Origin of the sequence: Nocardioides sp. CPCC 206348 (assembly GCF_048654705.1) — a bacterium.
Classification (GTDB): Bacteria; Actinomycetota; Actinomycetes; order Propionibacteriales; family Nocardioidaceae; genus Nocardioides.
Genome location: NZ_JBMCZA010000198.1, coordinates 41,851 through 59,815 on the forward strand (window position 1 = coordinate 41,851; position 17,965 = coordinate 59,815).

Genomic DNA, 17,965 nt, shown 5'->3' on the forward strand with positions numbered 1-17,965 from the left:
GCTGGTCCGGCCGCTCACGCCGACCGACATCCTCGAGTCGATGCTGGCGCGCGACAACACGCAGCGGTCGGCGACCAGCCTGCTGCGCGAGCAGGCCGATCCGGCCACCCGGCTCGGCGAGGCCGCACAACGCTACCTCGACAGCCTCTACGTCGCCGCCGAGGACCTCCTTCGCCATCACACGATCACCGCCGCCGACGGCACCCCGGTCAACGTGGTCGACGCCCTGGACAACGCCGTCGAAACGCTCGTCCCCGGGCTCTCTGACGAGGCCGCCTGGCCAACCTTGCGTGCCCACCTGCTGCTGCTCGGCGCGGCCGACGAGAACCCGGTCGACGCACTTCATGCCGCCGCTACAGGCCGGGAGCTGGAGACCGCGCACGACCGCGCCGCGGTCCTCGACTGGCGCCTCGACGCCTCCGGCCTGCGCAACGCCGGCGCAGGGCCCCTGCCGTGGATGCCCGCGGTCCCGGCCCGCCTGGCCGAGGACCCGCACTGGGGTCCCTACCTCTCCCAGCGCGCTCACCTGGTCGAGCAGCTCGCCGAGCACGTCCACGCCCGCGCGACCGACGACGGCGCACTGCCGGTGTGGGCCCAGAACGGTCTGCGGCCCGAGGCCGCCACGGTCGCCGACATCGAAGTCTGGCGAGCCGCCATGCAGGTCCCGGTCGACGACCGGCGACCGACCGGTGCACCGCAGCTGCAGAAGGCCCCCGCGACCTGGCAGCGACGCCTCAACCGCGCGGTCAGCGGCGACCACACGCCGGCCCTAAAGGAATGGCGCCAGCTGCTCTACTCGCTCGCCCCGCAGGTCCGCAACGACGAGTTCACCCCGCTGCTCGCCGAGCGCCTGGCCGCGATGTCCCGCGCCGGCGTCACCGCCCACCAGCTGCTGCGCACCACCACCGCACCCGACCACCCCGCCGGACCGCTGCCCGACGAGCACGCCGCGGCGGCCGTGTGGTGGCGCATGGCCCGTCAACTCACCCCGGCCGTCGCCGCCCAGATCGGCGACGGTTCCCACGGCGAGGGCGTCACCACCGAGTGGACTCCTCGGCTCGCCGACCTGTTCGGCCCCGAGCGCGCCGCGAGCATCCAGGCCAGCACCTGGTGGCCCGCGCTGGTGGCGAACGTCGACCACGGCGTGCAGCGCGGCTGGCAGGTCGAGGCCCTGCTGGGCGCAGGGCGGGCGATGCCGAGCGACGGCTGGGAGCGCGTCGACGAGTGCCAGGCGCTGGTCTGGCGGACCTCGATCGCGCTGGAGACGGCCCCGGACGAGCACGCGCACGCCTACGACTTCGACGAGCCGCCCGCAGACCTGTGGGACGGCGTCGAGCCGGACCCGGCCACGCTCGTCGACCACGTCACCGACCCCGACTGGGGCGACTGGCCGCTCGCCGAAGACCCCGGCCCGTACGACGAGCACCTGGTCGACGCCGGCGCCCTGGTCGACGTCGATGAAGACCAGTTCGTCGAACCCGACCTCACCCTGGCCGCCTACATCCGCGACCTCGGCGGCACCCGCCTGGAGCCCACTGACGCCGACCTCCGGCTCATGTACCAGCGGGCCGACGAGTGGCACTCCTCCCCCGTCTCGCGTGAACGCATGCTCGAGATCAACGACATGGCACAGGCCTTCTTCGAGGCCCGGTTCACCGACTCGTGGGGCCGCGACTACCTCACCGGACGGTTCGGCACCGACCTCGCCGGCGACGAGCGGTTCCGCCCCGGGCAGGCGCCGGCCGGGTGGACCAACCTGGTCGGCCACCTGCGCGGCCGCGGTGTCAGCGACACCGAGATGGTGGCCACCGGCGTCGCGACCGAGGCCAGCACCGGTCGCCTCATCGACCGGTTCCGCGACCGGGTGATGTTCCCGGTGATCCACCAGGGCGAAGTGCTCGGCTTCGTCGGCCGCCGCCGGCCCGACCTCACCGACGCCGACAAGGGCGGCCCGAAGTACCTCAACACAGCCGACACCCCGCTGTTCCACAAGGGCGCCCAGCTATTCGGTGTCGTCGACGAACTGCTCGCCGAGGGTGCGGTCCCGGTGATCGTCGAGGGCCCGACGGACGCCATAGCGGTCACGCTGGCCAGTGCCGGCCTCTACCTCGGCGTGGCGCCCCTCGGCACGTCGCTGACCGATGAGCAGGCCGCCCAGCTGGCTGCCGTCGGCCGCGACCCGATCGTGGCCACCGACGCCGACCTCGCTGGCCAGGTCGCGGCCGAGCGGGACTTCTGGATGCTCACCCCGCACGGCCTCGACCCCGGCTTCGCGCGGTTCCCCGACGGCCTCGACCCCGCCGACCTGCTCGCCCAGCGTGGGCCCGCCGCGCTCACTGCCGCGGTGGCCAGCGGCCAGCCCGCCTTCCGCCCGCTCGGTGACCAATTGCTCACCGAGCGGCTGGACAACCTCGCCCCGGAGCAGGCACATCTGGCCGCCATGCGGGTCATCTCGGCACGTCCCAGCCGCGCCTGGGAGCCGGGCGTCAACCAGGTCCGGGCCCGGCTGCAGCTCTCCCAGTTGCAGGCACGACGCGACCTGCGCGACGCGATCAAGACCTGGGATGCCGACCCGCGGAAGGCGGCACTGGCCGAGCTCCACAAGAGCAGCGAGGTTCGCGCACGGCTCTCGGCCGCGGCCGAGAAGACCCCGGCCGAGCGGTGGGCCACCTTGGCTCGCGAGCTCGACCCACGGCTGCTCGAGCAGGGCGACTGGCCGGCCACCGCCGCGATGCTGCAGCAGGCCCACGAGCAGGGTCACGACGTCGGCGCCGCCACGCGCGGCCTGGTCGCTGAGAAGCCCATGGGCGACAGCCCTGCGCGTGACCTGCGCTACCGGATCGTGTCCCGCCTCGAGATCCCGATCGACACCGGCGAAGGCACCCCGGCGCCGACCCAGTCGCCGGGCGTGGCACGAGATCGGCAGGACGTGAACAGTCCGCGGCCGCCCCGCCGCGGTACCCCACGCCGCTGAGCCGCTCCGGAAGCCCGCAGGCTGGCGTCACGGTATGACCAGCTGCACGATCCTGTGGTCGCGGTGACAGCGGCCTCCGCAGCCGGTCTCGTCGATCAACGTCTTGGCCTCCAACGCACTATCAGCCGTCTGGTGCAGGGACACGGCTCCGTGCCGGTACCTGACAGGCCCAGAAGGTCTGCACGCCACCAACGCGATAGCTCCTTCGCCGGAGACCCACGGAGCGTCGTTCCAGATGCACTTCGCCATCGTCAGATAGGTCCTGTGCTTACGTGAGCAATTGTGCTGCCGCCAAACTGGTCCCAGATCGGTTGGAATCACGATCGTCATCCTCACGCAGCGAAGAAGCCAGGGTCTACCCAGGCCGCGGCCGACCGGATGGACTACGTCGGCTGCCAGCCGCTGAACGGGCCAACGGTCGGCCCGGCTGCTACCAGAGGTGTTCGCCGCCGCGTTCGAGACGTCACCCAAGGCGACGGCGCATGGCTGCGAGCCGCGCCTGCGGCTCGGGGTGGGTTGCGAACCACCGCCGCTCCAGCCGCGACCATGCGGGGCCGCCGTCGGGCGTCGGCCGCGCCAGGCTATTCTCGTAGAACCGCATCAGCTCGGCGGCCGCGTCCAGGTCGCGAGTCAGGTCGATGGCGAAGAGATCGGCGGCGGCCTCCTCGCGTCGGTCGAATGTGAAGCGGAGACCGAGAAACGACACGGCCGCACTCATCGTGGCCAGCAACGAGGGGCCGGCCAGCTGGGGCGAGGCCGCAAGAGCAGCTGCAGTGAGACCAGCGCATGCCAACACGAGGAGTAAGTAACCGACCAGCCACGAGTACCGCGCCGCGGCCGAACTGCGTTCGCGGCGGATGACGTGGCCGAGCTCGTGGGCGGCCAGGCTCTGCACTGCGCCGGCGCTGAGGCCGGTGAGCGCGGCCCGCGCGAACACCACGGTGGGGGGACGACCAGCCCGGAAGCGGGTCACCGCGAGACCACCATCGCCCACGGTCCCATCGGCTTCCCCGGCGACCGGGGCGCCCAGGATCGCAACGACGTCGGTTGCCGGAGGCGGGACGTTCGCGACTGCGGCGACGGCGGCCATCGCCGCGGCGGCCCGCTGCTGCAGCACGACGTCGACCGGGCTTGTTTGCCCGCTGGCGCGCCAGCTGACCGACCAGGCGAGCAGGACCTTTGCAAGCGCCACGACCAACAGAACGGCTCCGCCGAGGTAGGCGATAGCCACCACGATGAGGAGCGCTGAGGTCAGCTGATCCGGCATCAGTTCTACGCCTGGGAGGTCGAAGCGGCGAGAACGCTCAGATTGGCTCTCCCACAACGAAGCGGTGTGTGACTACCCGCTGGCAGGGGTTTCCGTTCTCTCAGCGGCGTTCTAACGCCGTCTTGAGCCCGTCGTGCCCACTTCATCGCGATGCAGTGGGCGCGAGCTCCACGTCTGGGGTCGACCCCGGCGGCGGGACTGCGCGGTCCTCCGCCGCTCGGCCGCGGGCGGCTGTCGCAGGCTTCTCGAGGTCCTCGGTCGCCTCGACCAGCTGACGCTGCTCCTCTGTGCTCGATACGCCGTAGCGGCGTTCGGCCATCGCCTCGACCTGTGCAACGGCGTTCCACACGTACTCACCCGAGCCGTGGGAGTAGCAGGCGTTGACGTGTTCGCGGGCGTGGCCGAGCTCCTTTTTGCTTGAGCGCGGGTGCTCGCCGAGAGCCTTGAGGGCGCGCTGGGCTCGGCCGATGGCCTCGGAGCGTTCGTTCACCTGCATCATTCGCGGGGTCCCTTCTCGGTGCGGGTGCGCGGCTGAGCGCCGCCCCGCTCGTCGTCGTGGATTTCGCCGGTGTCGAGGTCGACGAGGCCGAGCCGCGGTGGACCGGCCGGGGGTTGTTCGTGTGCCCGCCGGTTGACGGGCAGAGCGTCGATGTCGTGGGCGAACGTGTTCTCGCGGCGCTGGCGGCTGGTGTCGGCCAGGTGCTCACTGTGGCGCGGCTTGGCCGGCCAGCTCTTGTGCTCGTCGTCGCAGTGGGTGCGCAGCCTGTTGCGCATCCGGTCCGTGAACGCCGGCAGGGAGTAGCGGTGCCACTCCTCGAGCGCGTCGCTGGTCATCGCCAGGCCGGCCCGCCGGCGCTGGTCGGCCAGGACGGCGATCTCGTGGACCAGGTGCGGGTGCAGAGGCCAGCAGCTGGGGATGAGCCCGGAGACGTCCCAGGTGTACTCGCGGTTGAGCCAGATCACGACGTCCTCGAGCCACTCCCACAGGTCGTGACGCAGCTCGGGGTCCAGGCAAGTCGCCGGCTCCCAGGGCCGCGACAGCAGAGCGTGGTGGCCGAGGGCCTTCTTCTCCTCCTCGGTGCCGTTGATGGCGATGTGGAGCTCGCGGTAGGCGAGCCGGACGTGGTCCCCGGCGACGGGGAACGGGAAGACCATCAGCGTGGGTGCAGCCCGGCCGGTCTGTTGCTCGGTGGTCAAAGTTCACTCCTTGCGTGGTCGGTCTCGTCATCGACGAAGCCGAGACGGCGTGCCTCGACGAGCGCGGCGGTGGCTCGGGCCTCGGGGGTGATGACCGTGCGCCGGTCGTTGGTGAGGCGCTCGCGCAGCGCCCGCTGGTCGGCCAGCAGTCGTTCGCCGGCCTTGCCTTCGACGCAGCGGTGCAACTTGGCGATGATCGGCTTGCCGTTCTCGGCGACGACCAGAGCTTGGCGTTCGGGCAGTTGCCGGACTTCCTCGGGCCGCATGATCGGGATGTCGTCGCCGGAGAAGCTCCGGCCGCCGCCGTTGAACCCGCCTGAGGAATGGGTGACCCGGCCGATGCGGACGGTTCCGAGGAGGTCGGAGATCTCCTGGTTGAAGGCGACGTCCTTGGAGCCGCCGAACATCACCAGGGCGTTGGTGAGGCCGAGCAGTGCTCGTGCCTCGTGCTCGCCGAAGATGCTGGTCAGCTGGGGCCGAGTCTGGGCGGCCCAGATGAACGACAGCCCCTGGGCGCGTTCGTTGGCCATCCGGGTGCGCAGCGTGGGCAGCGGTGCGGTCGAGGGCAGCTCATCGAGCACCGAGACCAGGGGCGGGCACAGGCGGCCTCCCCACGAGGAGCTGTTGGCCAGCAGCAGGCCGGTGTCCAAGACGTGCTCGGCGACGGCGGTCATCAGCGGGCTCGCCGAGGCGTAGGGGTCTTCGCGGCCGAGCAGGTAGATGGTGCCGCGGCGCCGGATGACGTCGGCCAGGTCGGTGGCTGGCCGTCCGGGGCTGGGAATGCAGCGTCGTCGGATGTCGGCCTGGAAGAACAGCGAGACCGACTGCTGGACCGTGGTGACGGTGTTTCCGGCGGTGCGGTCGTCACCGTTCAGCGCCCCGTGCAGGAGGCCGTGCCAAAACGGCTCGGCGTGCGGGTGCCGCCGCAGGATCTCCATCGGCTGGGTGGCTGCCGCGGGGTTGGCGACCCACTGCAGCACGTCCTCGAGCGTCCTACCGGTCAGCGCCGCGGCGTGGAAGTAGCCCTGCAGCACCTTCGCGGACTCGGCGGCGTAGAACCGCGCAGCATCGTCGCCGGTGCCGCCGTTGATCGCGCCCTTGACGGTGCCGGCGGTGAAAGCCTTGGCGCGCCGCTCGGCGACCTTCGGGTCCACGCAGCCGGCGATCGGGTCCCAGATCAGCTCGTCGATGACGCCCTCGGCCAGGCCGAAGGGGTCCAGCACCACGCAGGGCCGGTCGTCGCGGGAGCGCTCGGTGAGGCTGAGCAGGAGGTCCTCGACCTTCGTCAGTGTCACCAGGGCGGCACCCGGCGCGCCGAGCAGCGCAGGGGTGAGCAGGTCGAGGGTCTTTCCGGATCCCTGCGGGCCGATTACGCCGGCGGTGCGGTCCCACGGCACCCACAGCTCGCCGCCTCGCGGCTCGTGGGCATCACCGATGCGCCAGCCCACGTCCCAGGGGTCGAACCTCAGCTTCATCGCGCCACCTCGGGAACGGTGTCCCCGCACGGGGCGAGGCATCGACGGCAGATCACCGCACTGCCGCGGCGTTCTTCTGCCCGGCGACCGAGGAGCAGGAAAGAGGCGTCGGACAGCAGGTCGCGGGCCTCGCAGAGGAGTTCCACCTGGCCGGCAGCCACGTAGTGGCGCTCGACGAGGACCGGCCGGTGTCCGCGGCGGCGACAGCTGCTGCCGCCCAGGCGGCGGCCGCGAGTGCGAAGTGTCGGGTTGCCGTGCAGTGGGGTCTCGTTGCTCATCGGTCTTCCTTCGTTCGCCGGCCGTGCAGGAGCCACGGGCTGAGGCCGTGGCCCAGATGCGGGCCGGGTTGTTCGGTGAGGTCGCCGGCGGTGCGCTGGACCGGTGCTGGTGTCGCGGCGGCGTGCTTGCCGTAGAGGTCCGGGCGGACGATGCCGGCGACCTTGCGGAGCCGGGTGACGCCAAGCAGCTTCTCGGCCTCGGCTGCGGTCGCCATGCCGCGCATGCGGCCCGGGCCCCAGCGCTGGTAGGCCCACGCGCCGAGCCAGACGGTCGCGGTGAGCAGCGCGACCTCAGTCAGGGCGAGGCTGACCCAGACCAGGCCGCGACCGGCCAGACCGTCGGGAGTGGGGCTGGGCAGCCCGGCGTCGGCGTGTCCGCCGAGGACGGCGGGAAGGCTGGTCCAGAAGGCGGTGCCGATGGGTGAGGGGAACGCGCCGGCGTTGGCGTCGGGCCATGTCCATCCGGCGCCGGCGACCAGGTTCGCGACTGATCGTCCGAGTTGGATGCCGATGACGATGACGAACAGGGTCGCCAGGGCTACCGCGACTGGGATCTCCCAGGTCCACGGGTAGGGGTCTCGTCGTCGCTCACGCTGCATCGTATGGCCACCTCCAGGCGGTCGTGGGTCGTTGGGCCTCGCTGGTCACCTATGTGCTGTCAGGGCTCCGGTGCGATCACACGGCGTGACTCGGGCGTGATGCGTTCTCTGCGAGCCAGGTCGAGGGATCGACGTTGTCGGGGCCGTAGATGGAGCCGTTCTTGAGGTGGACCTCGAAGTGGAGGTGGCAGCCGGAGACGTTGCCCTCCTTGCCGACCTGGCCGATCGGCTCGCCGGCTGCGACGGTCTGGCCGCGGCTGACGCTGACGGTCGCCATGTGGGCGTACCACGTGGTCAGGGACCCGGCGCCGGTGGTGACCTTGACCAGCTGCGGCCCAGCCCAACGCTGGGTGGTGTCGATCTCGATGGTGCCGGCGTGGGCGGCGTAGACGGTGGTTCCGCAGGGTGCGGAGAAGTCGGTGCCGGTGTGCCACTTGGACCAGTACGCGCCGGTCTCGTGCCAGTTGTGGTTGTCGGTCCCGACGTACTGCGCGGGCACCGGATAGACGACCTCGTCGCAGGAGGCGCCCTCGAGGCCGACCGGCTGGACGGAGGCGCCGGGCTTGACGTTGATGTGAACATGGTCGAGGTGGTTCTCGGTAGCGCTCCCCCGGTCCTCCATCGGCCGCCAGCCCTCGCCTGCGCGGGCGACCGACCAGATCCGCTGGTACCAGATGATGTAGTCGATGCCGAGCTTCTGGGCATTGGCCTTGGCGTAGGCGGTGAGACGGTCGCCCTGCGCGCGGCCCGCCGCGGTGAGTGGCACCATGAAGTCGGCCGCTAGCCCGGCCGGGTGGCCGTTGGGGTCGGTGGCGCTCTCGCGGTAGCCGCCGACGGTCTTGATGTCGAACATGGGGCCGAGGATGTTGACCAGCTGGGTCAGCCGCGGCTTGACCGGGCCGAGGTTGTACTTGGCCTCCGCGGTGCCGGAGTCAACTGCGCACCCGGCGCTGCTGCCGGCGGTGGTGGCGGTCACCAGCGGGTGGTCAGTGATCTTGCTGGCTTGGGTGCTGTTGTGGACCTCGGCGCTGGCCCAGGTGAGGTTCGCGCCGTAGACGTGGTCGATCGGCGCGTCCTGCTTGGGCTTCTTGCAGGGCTCGGCAGAGCCGCCGAAGGCGTTGCTCAGCTCAGGGGTCAGTGCGCAGTGCGAGGAGTTGTTGCCGTCCTTGCCGTCGTTGAAGTCGCCCAGGATCACCGCAGGGGTGCCGGCGCCGGCGAGTTCGGTCATCGTGGCCAGCTGGCGGCGCAGCGCCTCTTGGCGGTGCCCGGCGGCGTTTCCTTGAGTGTTGGCTGGGTTGTGGATGCTCCAGACCCAGATCACCTGTCCGGTGGTCGTCGAGGTCAGCTGCACCAGGGGCATGCCGACGTCCTTGCCGCCGAAGTAGGGGATGTCGACGAGGCGCCCGTCGGTCTGTTCCCACTCGTTGCGGTCCCAGATCACCCGGTTCTGTGCCTTGCCGCTGGCCGGGTAGATCCCCCATTTGGCCGCGTACTGGGTCTCCAGGGCCTTGGCCTGCGGGCCGTGCACCTCCTGGAGGCCGGCGATCGAGATGTCGGCGTTCTCGATCGTGCGCATGGCGCCGGGCAGTCGCTTGTCCCAGGTGTCGTACCCGGGCCGCTCTCCCGGCTTGTCGGTGTGGCCGGCGCCGAGCAGGTTGAGGGTGCCGACCGTGATCGGGTTGAAGGTCTCGCCCTGGCAGTTGGCCACGTTCGTGGTGGAGCCCTCGGAGTCAGAGTCGGGCAGGTCCGGCAGGTCGCCGCCGAGCAGATCGGTGATGTCGCCGGCGACGTCCTCCCACTGGGCGTAGGCGTCGGGGTAGCCCGAGCGCTGGACGGCCTGCGCGGCCTGGGTGAGCGGCATGTTCTGCCAGCCGGGGATGTCGAGGAGGCCGGGGTTGCCGGTGTGCTGGGCCTGGCCGAAGAACGCGCGGGCCGCGAGGACGGGGTTGGTGATCTCGGCCCGGCTTCCCCAGCCGGCCGAGGGGCGCTGCTGGAACAGGCCGCCGGAGTCGCGGTCACCTCCGGTGAGGTTGACCAGCTTGGACTCCTGGATCGCGGCGGCGATCGCGATCTGCAGCCCGTAGCGGGGAATCTCGAGGTCGCGGGCGACCTGGGCGATGGTGATCGCGTTGCGGGCCTGCTCGGCGGTCATGGTCGGGTAGTTGGACGCGAACCGCAGCCGCATCAGCTGGGCGAGCACGTCGCCGGCCGGCGGCTCGGCGGACGTCCGGGCGGTGGTCGCCGCGGGCACGATCCCGTCGGTCGTGGTGGTGGTCTCGGGCGCGCTCTCCGGGCCAGCGCCGTTCATCGCGATGCGAGCCGAGAGCCAGTGGTGATCCGACACCATCGTGCCGTCCCAGCCCTGCTCGAGGCGGGCGCCCTGGTGGTGCGGGAAGAAGATGAAGTCGACGCCGTGGTTGTGCCATCCGTAGCCGGCGGCCTTCATCTTCGCGGCCGCCGTCCAGGGGATGTCGGTGTAGGAGGCCTGGGTGTTCATGTCGCCGCCGATCAGCACCGGACCGTGGGCGGCGAGCGAGTTGCGCAGCTGCAGCAGGATGTCCATTCCGGCGCCGTACTGCTGAGGCCGGGTCAGTGGCGGGTTGCCGTGCTGCTTCGGCCAACGGTGCGGGTTGGTCATGTGGTGGGTGGAGACCACCGAGACCACGGAGCCGTCGGCGCGACGCAGCATCACCCAGGTCGCGAAGCGATCCCAGGTGACCGGGCGGCCGTCGTAGAAGGTCTTGTCGTCGTCGACGAGCTGGACCCGGCCGCCGTTGACCTTCGTCCAGGTCGAGCTCTTCCAGAGCACGACGTTGCCCATGGCCTGCTCGGCGCCGGTGCTGGTGCCGGCCGGGGCGGCCACCCGGAAGGCTGAGTAGCCCGGGGCGGCGGCTTCGATCTGCTCCAGGCTCCAGCCGCTGGCCTCGTTGAGGGTGACGAACTCGGGGTTCTGGGACAGGACCTTGGGCATGGAGGCCCGGAATCCGTCGAGGCCGGAGCGGCGCGGGATGTTGGCCTGGGCGAAGGTGATCTTGCCGTTGACCGGGCCGCCCACGGGGCCGTCGATGGCTCCGAGGTCACCGAGCTCGGTGGGCGCGGTGCCTTGGCTGCTCTGGGTGCGGCACTCGGCGGCCGCTGTGGTGGTCATCACCACCATCAGGGTCACCAGGAACGGCAGCCCCATGAAGATGATCAGGACGGGCAGTTCGGCGAGGAGCAGCTTCTTCATGGCAGGTCAGTCCCGAGGTCGCGGCGCTCAGGCGGCGGACTCGATGGCCCCGTTGGTGTAGTAGAGCTTCTTCTCCAGCGGGTGGAGCACGGTCTGGACCTTGTAGGTGGCGTCGCCGATGCACCACAGGGCGCGGCCCTTGTCCTGCATGGCCCACCCGGAGACGAGGTCCTGGGCGATCGGGCCGAGCCCGAGTATGGAGTCGAGCTCGCGGGCGACCCGGGGCTTCTGGGCGCCGAGGATCTTGATGTCGGCCAGCTCGAGGAGGTCCTTGGCGATCATCGCGGCCTGGGAGTCGGCGTCGCCGACCGAGAGCAGGTCGGAGGGCTTGTGGAGGTTGCAGAACTGGATGTCGCCGCCCTTGCCGGCCATGCCGCGTGAGAGCCGCAGGTCGGCGTCGAAGCTCGCCACCGCGGCGGTTCCGAGGCGCATCTGCTTCCAGACCTCGTCACGCACCACGATGCGCAGGTCGCCAGGCTCGGCGATCTCCCGCAGACCGCGCCCCCAGGAGTTCATGCACAGCAGCGCGATGCCCACGGCCTCATCGCCGAGGCCGTCGAGCCGGGAGAGGCTGAACGACTGGATCGGGGCCCGCCAGTCGACCTCGATGTTGGTGAAGTCGTCGAACAGGCCGGCGAGGGTGCCGGTGACTAGCTCGCCGAGCGCGTTGCGCAGCAGCCGGGTCTCGTCGAGGAACACGCGGCTGTTCGCGTACTCGCAGGCCCCGACGAGCTCCTCGGTGGGGTTGCGCAGCAGGTCCCACAGCCGCGGGATGGTGGTCTCGGCCAGGACGCTGTTGCCGGCGGCGTAGCCGGTGAGGATCGCCAGCGCGTTGCGCACGACGTCGGACTCGTCGGGGCCGAAAGGCACCCGGCGCTCGTCGTCGATCTTCATGCTGCCGACCAGGCCGCGGACCAGGACCAGCCACCGCTTGAAGATGATCGTGGCGCGGCGCTGCGCCTCCTCGGCCGAGAGCTTCTCCCACCCGTCGCCGAGCGGCCCCATGGACAGCGGGTTGACCCGGGCAGTGAAGCCGGGGGCGATGACGAACGGCTCGACACCGAGCGCACGGCACAACGACTCGTACTCGTCCTTGACGTCGCCAGTGACCAGGGTGCGGTAGCCGAACGGCATCATCCGGGTGCAGAACGCCTTGGTGGTGCCGGACTTGCCACTTCCCGGCTTGGCGAACTGGAAGATGTTCGGGTTGGTTGCCGGCACGTCGTCGCGCAGCACCCACCCGAACGGGTCGCAGTAGAAGCTGCCGCCGGAGAGCTGGTCGACGCCCATCTGGGCGCCCGTTGGGGGCAGGGCGGGAGCCGACACGAAGGGCCAGAACACTGGGGCCTGGTCGCTGGTCATCCGCCAGGCCATCGCCGGGGCGGTGGCGGCTGCCCATCCTCGGCCGCGGCGGGTGGCACCGCGGCGCGGCGCGTAGCGGAAGAGTCGGGGCTCCTTGGCCTGCGGGGCGAGCGTGGGGATCGTGGGCAGGTCGTGCCCGAAGTCGGAGAGCAAAGCCGCCATGTCCCGGCCTCGATCGGCGCCGCGGCGGTTCCGCCGGGGGTTGGTGGTCATCAGGCGTCTCCGCTTCGGGTCAGGCTCGTGCCGAGGGGGATGGTGGACGCGGCGAACCCGACGTCCTGGGCGAGATCGAGGCGCAGCGGTGCGAACCCGGCGCGGCGGACCGAGGCATCCAGGCGCCGCCCGAACTCGGTGATCCGCATCGACTTTGGGACGGTGACCGTGCACACGCCGTAGGGCCGGGTCAGCGAGTTGCCGCGGGCCAGCTTGGCGTCCAGGCCGCGGGCCTTGTGCGCCTCGTCGCGCTGCTTGGCTCGGGTCTTGCGGCCGAGCTTCTCGTTCATCCCCTCGGTCAGGTCGGCGGCCCACTCAGCGTTGCCGGACTGACGGTCGGCCTTGGACTGGGACACGATCGGGTACGCGACGACGAACGACCTCCGCTCGCCGAACTCGCTGGGGGTGAGCATCGGGGCGAGAGCACCCATGGCGACGCCGCGGGTCGGCAGCTTGATGGTGGCGCTGACCGAGTTCCAGGCGTCATGGCTGTAGTGCCGCACCGTGGCGTCGGCACCCGAGGGGCCGGCCATCGCCCACGGGACGTCGGCGTTGACGCTCGGGTCCTTCTCCCGCAGCGACAGCGCCTCGACGATGCCGGCCCGGTCACCAGGGGCGAATCCGGTCCGGCAGGCCAACGCGAGCTCGGGGCTGGTGAGCCAGCGGACCTGAGTCATCCCCATCGGGCCGCGCAGCTGGGCCTCGATCTCGCCCATGAGCAGGTAGAGCTCGCGGCAGCGGCCCTCGAAGCCACCCCCGGACTCCTTGGCCGACCGCGCGATCCGGGTCTCCGGGATCACGATCGTCACGAACTGCTCGGTGCGCACCGATGCCTGGGTGAGGCCGTGGGCCAGGTCGCTATTGACGACCTCCGACAGCTCCGGTGCGTTGGAGCGGCGGTGGCGGTTGACCCACAGGTCACGCTCGGCGCCGTCCTCGGGGACGGTGCGCACCATGAAGAGAATCTCGTCGACCTTCTCGGTGCGGCCGGCGACGTCGAGCAGCCCGGCCAGCGCCTCGCCGTAGCAGGCGCGCTCCTCGGTGTCCTTCATGCCGATGCCGGGGTGCACGATCGAGGCCGTAACCGCCCAGGTCTTCAAGGCGTGGTCCTCGATGATCGCTACGCGCTGCAGCTGCGATCCGTGCGGCGGGCCGTCGTGGATCTGCACGCCCTGGAGGACGCCGGGCAGGTCCGGGGTGTCGAGGTCCTCGGCGCGGCCCTGGGTGGCCTTGGCGCGGAACGAGGTCCAGCCGAAAAGGCCCCCGACGGCGTACATCGTCGAGGCGAACACCCAGCCGGTGGCCGAGCGGCCGCGCACCGGGATCACGGTGATGGCCAGCAGGAACAACCAGACCAGGGCGAACAGAAACGCGGAGAACCACGCTCCGCGGCTGATCGCCCAGAACGCCGGCAGGCTGGCCAGCGCCAGGAACATCAGCTGGCCTCCGGAGAGGCCGAAGAACCAGCCGATGCGGTCGCGCTGGTAGTCGGCGTAGGTGGTCATCGTCGGCTTCCCTTCTGGTCAGTGAGGTCGGTGCGTGCTGATCGGTGCTCGAGGTGGGGCGGTCGGCGCATCGGTTACACCGCCACCGGTGGGATGCCGCCAGCCGCCGCGCCGGCGCCGCCAGCACCTCCTGCTGCTCCCCCGCCTCCAGCGGCCGGGGTCTTGGGAGCGGCGCCCGCTCCCCCGCCGCCCTGGCCGCCAGAACCGCCACCCGAGCCACCACCGGGTCCGCCGCCAGTGGGCAGCGTCGGCGGGGTGGGCGGCACAGGAGGCGAGGGCGGGGTCGGCATCGACAAGTCGTCGTCCCCGCTGTTCTGCGACCCGGGGTGGGTCCCGCCCTGGCCGCCCGACTGGCCACCGGACTGCCGTCCACCCAGGCCGCTGAAGTCGGGGCCGTAGGTGCTCTGGCCGACACCGGCCTGGTTGGTCTCGTCCGACATCAGCGAGGTCGCCTTCGCGCCGGCGGAGTTGATCCAGCCCATGCCGGTCGACAGCGCCTGGCCGACCGGGCCGAAGCTGCCCAGGGCGCCCTGGGTCGACTTGCTGAACCGGTCGCCAGTCGATGCCTCGGCGCTCTGCTCGCCCGAGGAGCGACCGTTGGCGTCGGTGCTCGACGCAGCCGACGAGCCACCGCCGGCGCCACCGCCGCCGCCGAGCAGACCCTGGAAGCCGCCCTGGATGGCCATGCCCTGGCGGAACGACGCGCCGCTGGGGGTGCCGGGGTCGACGAAGGCCAGGAGCTTGAACAGGGACAGCGGGGCGACGACGCTGATCAGGATCGTCATCACGGCCGGCAGCGCGGTGCCGAACGCCTTGGCGGTGTCCTCGGCCAGGTGGGCGGCGACTCCGTTGGCGAACTGCACACCGATGCCCAGCACCATCACCATCAGCACCGGGGTGAACGCCGCGGCGTGGAACCAGCGCAGCGACTTCCAAAACCAGGAACGAGTGAAGTCCGAGACCAGGCCGGCGGCCGCGAGCGGCCCCGTGGCGGTGATCACCAGCAGGGACGCCGCGCGTGCCAGGTAGACCAGGACGTGCCCGATGGCGGCCAGCCACAAGAAGATCCCGAGGAAAGCCAGCGCGGTGGCCACGCCGGCGTCGGTGATGTCGTCGATACCGAGGCCGCCGAGCGGGTCCCAGTCGGGCCAAGTCTGCACCTTGAGCAGCGACTTCATCAGCGCCTTGGTCAGCGCCCCGCAGGCCGCGATGATCATGACGCAATACCCGAACCAGCAGGCGCACACCAAGACGAACTGACCGGACCCGATGAAGGCCCGGGCGAGGCTCTTACCCTCGCGCTTGAAGGCCGCGGCGCCGAGCTGGACCATCGCCAAGATGACCACCAGGGCCAGCGCCAGCCACAGGGTGAAGGCGTAGACGTCCTTGCCCGGGCCGTCAGCACTCAGGTCCGGAGTCAAGAACAGCTCACTGAACGTGAGCACGATGCGCAGCACGAACAGGCCGGAGTTCCAGATCGCGAGCATGGCCGCGGTCCAGGCGTCCGCCGCGGCCTTGGCGATGACGTCGCCGATCGCCTCGAACGGGTTGGGGATGTCGCCCAGACCAGGGATGCCGCCACCGAAGAGGTCACCGACGTTCGGCAGACCGGGGATCCCGGGCAGCCCAGGGACCCCCGGAAGCCCGGGCAGCCCGCCGATGTTGCCGCAGATCGCGTCAAGGATCCCGCAGCCGTCGGAGAGCAGGTCGCTAGCACCGTCGCTCACATCGCCAGCGACGTCTTTCCCACAGTCGATCGGGTCCTTGGCGCAGTCGAGCGCGTCACCGCCGAGATCGCACAGGGCGTCGGGCCCCGGGCAGCCCATCTTGACGTTGCGGGTCGGTAGCGTGCCGGTGCCGGCGCTGGCGACCGGGGCGAGGTGCGCCACGCGGACGGCCGGCTCGCTGGCCTCTGCGGCGGGAGGCTGGAGGGTCGTGGCAGCTCCGAGGAGCGTGGTGAATACCAGGAGCGCCAGGGCGGCGGTGCCGAGTCGGCTCGTCCGGCGCGCAGCGGTGACGACGGTGTTGATGACGGTGCTCACTGGGGAGCTCCGTTGATCCGGATCCAGCCGGCCTTGTCGAACTCGGGGGTGCCGGGCGCCACCGCCTGCGGCTGGCCCTCGGAGACCAGGTGCTCGATGTCCTCCTCGCTGCCCTGAACCAGTCGCCAGTCACCCTCGAACCACCGCATCAGCTGAGTTCCGGCGTAGAGACTGTCCTTGACCTGACCGTCGGCGGTGGTGAGGGTGACATAGCTGAGCAGGTTCACCGCGTAGTAGCCGGTGTCGAGCTCCTCGAGGGTGTAGGCGACCGGGGTGACGGCGTACGACGCGGGGGCGGGCACGTCGCCCTCCTTCGCGACGCCGGCCTGCTGGCGGCGCAGCGCGACCGCGGCACGGGAGCGCTCCTCGAAGACGGCCTTGTCCTCGGGGTTGGCGTAGAGGCGGGCGACGGTGACGGCCTGGTCGTAGTCGAACCCGAGCTGAGCCTTGGCCAGCTCGACCTGCAGCGCCACGGCGCCCAGGTCGGTGGCCGGGAATCCGGTCGGGTAGCCGTCGACCTGGTCGTCGCCGGTCGGGATCACGACGCCGTCGGCCGGGGCGGTGTCTGGTGCGACCTGCTCGACCGGCGCGGTTTGGACCGTTTGGGTCAAGTTGTCCCCGCCCGCGGGGTCGGGGCCGCGGGAGTCGTCGGCTCGGGTGCGGGCACCGATCCAGACGACGGTGGCCACCATGGCGGCGATCGCCACCAGGATGCCGATGCGCACCAGGGTGGCCCGCGGGTCGCCACTCAAGGCTGGGCCGGTCGTCAGGTTCTTCATCAGCGGTCCCCTTCGCTGTCGCCGGGGTGGTCAGGGTCAGTGGTGTCGTCGGTCGACCAGGTGCGCCAGCCGGCCTCGTGGGCAAGCTGCGTGTCGGGCCAGGTCGCGGGGGCGGGTGCGGGCGGGGCGCCGGGGGCGACCATCCAACGGCCACCGACCCACTGCATGCGCTCGCAGTGGGCGAAGGCGATCTGGCCCTCCTGCTTGTAGGAGGCGGTCACCTTCATCAGCACGCACACGACTGCCCAGCCGGGTCCGTCGGTTCCCTTCACGAGCGCGGCGGCCGGCTGGAGGGAGACCGAGGAACTGGGGTCCTTGACCTCACCCATCCCGGCGCTGGAGAGGAACGCCCGGACGCTGGCGGTAATCCACCACTCCTCGGCGCGCACCCCGCCGGGCAATGCCCAGGCGTTGTAGACCTCTGCGGCCGTGGTCAGGCTCATCGACTGCAGCACCGCGAGGTCGATCTGGGCGAGCTGCCCGATCGCGCCCTCGGGGGTGTGCGGGAACCCGGTCATCACGTACGCGGGTCCGATTACGCCAGTGCCTGCAGGGATCTTGATGACGGGCGCCTCCGAGTTGATGGTCCCTGGTGCTACTGGCGGGAAGGCAGCGCTCTCCTGCACGGCCAGCATCCGCTCGGCGGCGATCTCGTCGCGGTGCGCGGCACCCTGGGCCACCGTCGAGTGGTCGGTCTCGCCGGTGGCCACGCCGGCAATCGCGTTGGAGTCCTCGCCGATACCGGCGAAGGCCAGGTAGACCGCGTAGCCGAGGCCGCTGAGCAGGAGTGCAGCCACGACGACGACTGCGGCCAGGATTCCGAGCAGGCGGCGTCGGCCCCACTCCGTGGCGCCCCCTGATTCCTGGGCGGCCTTCTTCGTGGCTGCGCGCCGCATCAGATGCAGCCCTTGCCGAGGATCCCGTTGAGCATGCCGGGCAGGACCAGGTAGGCGATCGCGCAGGCGAACACGACCACCACCGAGATCACGCCGACCTTGGAGGCGTGCGGCAGGGAGAACACGCGGCCGGCGATGATCGCGCCGAT

At 70.9% G+C, this 17,965-nt stretch carries 13 protein-coding genes; 1 reads left to right on the forward strand and 12 read right to left on the reverse strand.

Annotated elements, in window-relative coordinates:
• The coding region (locus ACOADB_RS18645; protein ID WP_378601777.1) for a toprim domain-containing protein at positions 1-2,974 on the forward strand (2,974 nt) is incomplete at its 5' end.
• Between the two features lie 463 nt (positions 2,975-3,437).
• Here the strand turns inward: ACOADB_RS18645 and ACOADB_RS18650 are convergent.
• The 12 genes from ACOADB_RS18650 to ACOADB_RS18705 form a co-directional block, all read right to left on the reverse strand.
• Positions 3,438-4,241 carry a M48 family metalloprotease gene (locus tag ACOADB_RS18650; protein ID WP_378601780.1) on the reverse strand — a complete coding sequence of 268 codons (804 nt, stop codon included), beginning with the start codon at positions 4,239-4,241 and terminating at the stop codon, positions 3,438-3,440.
• Between the two features lie 142 nt (positions 4,242-4,383).
• Positions 4,384-4,731: a hypothetical protein gene (locus tag ACOADB_RS18655; protein ID WP_378601783.1), complete on the reverse strand. Its 348-nt coding sequence runs from the start codon at positions 4,729-4,731 to the stop codon at positions 4,384-4,386.
• Positions 4,732-4,736: 5 nt separating this feature from the next.
• Entirely contained in the window at positions 4,737-5,438 is a 702-nt protein-coding gene (locus ACOADB_RS18660) for a hypothetical protein (protein ID WP_378601786.1), read from the reverse strand.
• Positions 5,435-6,913, reverse strand: a complete 1,479-nt coding sequence (locus ACOADB_RS18665) for a type IV secretory system conjugative DNA transfer family protein (protein ID WP_378601789.1) — start codon at positions 6,911-6,913, stop codon at positions 5,435-5,437. The genes ACOADB_RS18660 and ACOADB_RS18665 overlap by 4 nt, the downstream gene beginning before the upstream one ends.
• The gene (locus ACOADB_RS18670) at positions 6,910-7,191 is read right to left on the reverse strand and encodes a hypothetical protein (RefSeq protein WP_378601792.1); all 282 of its coding nucleotides are present in this window, start codon (positions 7,189-7,191) and stop codon (positions 6,910-6,912) included. Before ACOADB_RS18670 ends, ACOADB_RS18665 begins: the two co-directional genes overlap by 4 nt.
• Positions 7,188-7,790 (reverse strand): hypothetical protein, encoded by a 603-nt coding sequence (locus tag ACOADB_RS18675; RefSeq protein WP_378601794.1) that lies wholly within the window; start codon positions 7,788-7,790, stop codon positions 7,188-7,190. The genes ACOADB_RS18670 and ACOADB_RS18675 overlap by 4 nt, the downstream gene beginning before the upstream one ends.
• Before the next feature lie 76 nt (positions 7,791-7,866).
• Positions 7,867-11,019: a peptidoglycan DD-metalloendopeptidase family protein gene (locus ACOADB_RS18680; RefSeq protein ID WP_378601797.1), complete on the reverse strand. Its 3,153-nt coding sequence runs from the start codon at positions 11,017-11,019 to the stop codon at positions 7,867-7,869.
• A 27-nt stretch (positions 11,020-11,046) separates the two neighbouring features.
• Positions 11,047-12,594 carry an ATP-binding protein gene (locus ACOADB_RS18685; protein WP_378601800.1) on the reverse strand — a complete coding sequence of 516 codons (1,548 nt, stop codon included), beginning with the start codon at positions 12,592-12,594 and terminating at the stop codon, positions 11,047-11,049.
• Positions 12,594-14,099: an SCO6880 family protein gene (locus tag ACOADB_RS18690; RefSeq protein WP_378601803.1), complete on the reverse strand. Its 1,506-nt coding sequence runs from the start codon at positions 14,097-14,099 to the stop codon at positions 12,594-12,596. Before ACOADB_RS18690 ends, ACOADB_RS18685 begins: the two co-directional genes overlap by 1 nt.
• 74 nt (positions 14,100-14,173) lie before the next feature.
• Entirely contained in the window at positions 14,174-16,141 is a 1,968-nt protein-coding gene (locus ACOADB_RS18695) for a type IV secretion system protein (protein WP_378601806.1), read from the reverse strand.
• Positions 16,138-16,920 carry a hypothetical protein gene (locus ACOADB_RS18700; protein ID WP_378601810.1) on the reverse strand — a complete coding sequence of 261 codons (783 nt, stop codon included), beginning with the start codon at positions 16,918-16,920 and terminating at the stop codon, positions 16,138-16,140. The genes ACOADB_RS18695 and ACOADB_RS18700 overlap by 4 nt, the downstream gene beginning before the upstream one ends.
• A complete protein-coding gene (locus ACOADB_RS18705) occupies positions 16,920-17,816 on the reverse strand; it encodes a hypothetical protein (protein ID WP_378601813.1) in 897 nt (298 codons plus the stop codon). The genes ACOADB_RS18700 and ACOADB_RS18705 overlap by 1 nt, the downstream gene beginning before the upstream one ends.
• Positions 17,817-17,965 lie beyond the last annotated feature (149 nt).

Bases quoted from the DNA above. Each gene is read 5' to 3' on its own strand.
- ACOADB_RS18650 (WP_378601780.1), bottom strand. From the start codon at position 4,241: ATGCCGGATCAGCTGACCTCAGCGCTCCTCATCGTGGTGGCTATCGCC.
- ACOADB_RS18665 (WP_378601789.1), bottom strand. From the start codon at position 6,913: ATGAAGCTGAGGTTCGACCCCTGGGACGTGGGCTGGCGCATCGGTGAT.
- ACOADB_RS18670 (WP_378601792.1), bottom strand. From the start codon at position 7,191: ATGAGCAACGAGACCCCACTGCACGGCAACCCGACACTTCGCACTCGC.
- ACOADB_RS18675 (WP_378601794.1), bottom strand. From the start codon at position 7,790: ATGCAGCGTGAGCGACGACGAGACCCCTACCCGTGGACCTGGGAGATC.
- ACOADB_RS18680 (WP_378601797.1), bottom strand. From the start codon at position 11,019: ATGAAGAAGCTGCTCCTCGCCGAACTGCCCGTCCTGATCATCTTCATG.
- ACOADB_RS18685 (WP_378601800.1), bottom strand. From the start codon at position 12,594: ATGACCACCAACCCCCGGCGGAACCGCCGCGGCGCCGATCGAGGCCGG.
- ACOADB_RS18690 (WP_378601803.1), bottom strand. From the start codon at position 14,099: ATGACCACCTACGCCGACTACCAGCGCGACCGCATCGGCTGGTTCTTC.
- ACOADB_RS18700 (WP_378601810.1), bottom strand. From the start codon at position 16,920: ATGAAGAACCTGACGACCGGCCCAGCCTTGAGTGGCGACCCGCGGGCC.
- ACOADB_RS18705 (WP_378601813.1), bottom strand. From the start codon at position 17,816: ATGCGGCGCGCAGCCACGAAGAAGGCCGCCCAGGAATCAGGGGGCGCC.